This is a genomic window from Blautia sp. ZXY-1-B12, from assembly GCF_056339915.1.
In genome coordinates, this window is record NZ_JBWJVP010000135.1 from 1 (window position 1) to 3,150 (window position 3,150).

A 3,150-nucleotide genomic window follows, 5' to 3' on the forward strand; every position below is an offset into this window, starting at 1 on the left:
CAGAATATAAAGTTTACAGTTATGGTCACAAATTCGAGGATGACCAGCTTTCTGAAATCATTGCAAAGATGAAAGAAGCTGATACGATCGTGATCGGATTTCCATTATACTGGCAATATCTGCGGTGCTGTCCGCAATGTACTTGACCGTTTCTATGGGTTGGTACAGCAGAATGAACTTTCAGGCAAAAAAATGTATTTTCTGTTTCAGGGCGCAGCTCCTGAAAAATGGATGATGGAAGCAGGAGAATATACGATGAGACGTTTTGCAGGACTTTATGGAATGACATACATAGGAATGGCAACAGACAGATCAGAAGCACAGAAAATGTCTGCAACACTGTAAGGAGAACTTATCTGAATGAAAGCAAACAGGATAGCAATGCTTGGTCTTGCAGTTCTGCTTGGAAGCACAGTATATGGAAACGTCAGTGTCATAAAGGCAGAAAATGATCAGCTGGAAGAAGGGCTTGATGCCATTGAGGATGCGATAGGCAAGGGTAAAGATTCTGACAGTGAAAATAATTCTCAAAGTGCATCAGAAGAAGAAACAGATATGCAGGAAGGAACTTCTGACAATACAATCGGAACTCCGGACGATTTCCCGGCAGCTTATGACTTTGGCAGTGGAAAGATCAGTGATTTTTCCAGAGACTATATGCTGAAAAAAATGCTGGAACCAGAACAGAATGATACGGTTTTGAATACAGATGCAGATCCGGACAATATCCAGGTTCTCTATTTATGGGAAGAGGGAAATATCCCTGCGAAAACAAAGTTTACAAAAGACATGACGGGTTATTTTGATGACTGGGATTTCCGTCCTTATGTGACAGCAATTCCTGTCAGGAAAGGCGTAACGCCAAAAGGAGCTGTTGTACTGATGGCGGGAGGAGCTTATCAGTTCCGTGGTAATTATACAGATTCCCTGCCAACTGCAGCTGCTCTCCGTGAATATGGTTTCCAGACATTTATTGTAGACTACCGGCTTTCTCCTTATACTCAGGAAGAGGGTGCGCTTGATGTTGCCAGAGCCGTCCGGTTTATCCGAAAAAATGCAGATGTATATGGAATTGACCCAGATGATATTGCAGTCATGGGATTTTCTGCCGGAGGAATTCAGGCAGGTGAGTTTCTTATGCATTACGATGAGGATGTAAACGGAACAGCATTGGATTCTTCCTATGTCCCGGATGAATTAGACCAGATTCCGGCTCATGCTTCTGCAGACGGTATGATCTATTCTTTCTATGGAAGATTGAGTGTGGGAAACATGGATCCTGACTGGCTTTCAGAAGGAGATCTTCCGCCAATGTTCTATGTATATGGTACAGAAGATCCATTTTATGATCAGTTTGAGGAACAGTATGATGTGCTCAAAAATATGGGCATCCAGACCAGCCGGATTGTCCTGAGTGGGTGGCCCCATGGTTTCGGCTCCGATGGAGGATGGGTAAAACAGTATGCGGAATGGCTGGAAGAGATTTTCAAACAGGAGTGATGAGAAACAGACATGAATAAAAAGAAATTAAAAAGACTGCTGATCATAATCTTGATCCTCATAATCATTCTTATCGGTGGAGGCGGATATTTATTTATGGGCAGTAAAGTTACCGATGCCAGTGATAATGTGACTGCAGGAGCAGATGGAACTAAATCTCTGATTGTATATTTTTCAAGGATGGGTGAAATACCAGGGGAACCGGATGCAGTTTCATCAGCAACGGTAAGTTCCAACTCTGAGATATCCGGCAGTGATACTGAAGCCGCAGCACAGATGATCCGGCAGATCACCGGAGCAGATATGTATCAGATAAAGACAAATCGATATTATCGAAAATCATTTATGGGTACAGCAGCAAGGGCGTGGATTGAGAACACTTTGAATATGCGTCCTGCACTGGCCGCAAAACCGGAAAATCTGGATCAGTATGACACGATTTATGTGGGTTACCCAATCTGGTGGTTTAATGCACCTATGGCGATTGGATCTTTTCTGGAAAGTTATGATCTTTCAGGAAAAACCATAGTACCATTCTGTACCAGTCAGGATAATGGAATTGATGTAAGCATGGATTATATAAGAAAGAATGCTAAAAATGCAGAAGTTCTGGAAGGACATCGGATTCACAATTCTGACTCTGCGGAAATAAAAACATGGTTAAAAGAAATTGGAACTATATCATAAAAAGCACAATATATTAGGGAGCCGGCAGAAAGGCTCCCTTTTGTTGTCTGATGAGTTTTAACCAAAAGGTTTAGACTGCAAAACAAAGCGAATCTTCTTATCGAAAATAACCTGAGTTACAATATAGCTGTAAAAAGATAAGAAAAAATAAAAAAAGGAGATGCCAGAATGAATTCAAAAAAACGACTTTTCCTGCTGATGATCGGTGCAACAGTAACAAGTCTGATGGGCGGAACTGTCAGCACATATGCTGCTGATAATACAGAAACAACAGAACCTCTCACAATTGCAGAACAGGGCATTTTTTCAGCGGGAGGAATTACTATTACTTCAGATGGTACCTTTAATCCGGAAGATCAGTGGGAAGAGACCGGTGCCGGTCAGACATCTCATGTAGATCATGCAAATGTTTTATACCAGATTCCGGAAGAAGAAACCAGTTTGCCAATGGTATTCCTGCATGGATATGGACAGTCACGTATGTGCTGGATGACAACTCCGGACGGAAGAGAAGGATGGGCAGAAATGTTTCTCAGAGATGGACATAGTGTCTATCTTGTAGATGAACCAAGACGAGGAGAAGCAGGACAGACATCTGTAAGCGGTACGATCAGTACAAAAACTCTGGATCAGCGCTGGTATACACAGTTTCGTATCGGACGCTGGGAAGATGGAAAATCAGTACCAAACGAAGGTTCCCAGTTCCCTAATGATGATAATTCTGTAGATCAGTTTTTCCGTCAGATGACTCCGGATACAGGAATGACTTCTGATATGGGTGGAGATTTTGATAATGATGTAGTTGCCCAGGCACTGGCCGCTACAGTAGATGAAGTATATGAAAGATCAGGAAAAGACTCTATCCTTGTAACTCATTCACAGGGTGGCGGTCCAGGCTGGACAGCTGCTAAATATACCGATCATATTGCAGCGATTGTAGCAATCGAACCAGGCGGAGCACCA

3 protein-coding genes are annotated in these 3,150 nt (G+C 42.5%); all 3 read left to right on the plus strand.

The window, feature by feature from the left end; genetic code table 11:
* The first annotated feature begins 360 nt into the window (after nt 1-360).
* On the plus strand, nt 361-1,500 hold the full coding sequence (locus tag AC075L_RS07385) for an alpha/beta hydrolase (protein WP_118409435.1): 1,140 nt from the start codon (nt 361-363) through the stop codon (nt 1,498-1,500).
* 12 nt (nt 1,501-1,512) lie between these two features.
* Nucleotides 1,513-2,187 (plus strand): flavodoxin, encoded by a 675-nt coding sequence (locus AC075L_RS07390; RefSeq protein ID WP_118409434.1) that lies wholly within the window; start codon nt 1,513-1,515, stop codon nt 2,185-2,187.
* A 168-nt stretch (nt 2,188-2,355) separates the two neighbouring features.
* Nucleotides 2,356-3,150: alpha/beta hydrolase (locus tag AC075L_RS07395; protein ID WP_476387464.1), on the plus strand; the 795-nt coding region annotated here is incomplete at its 3' end.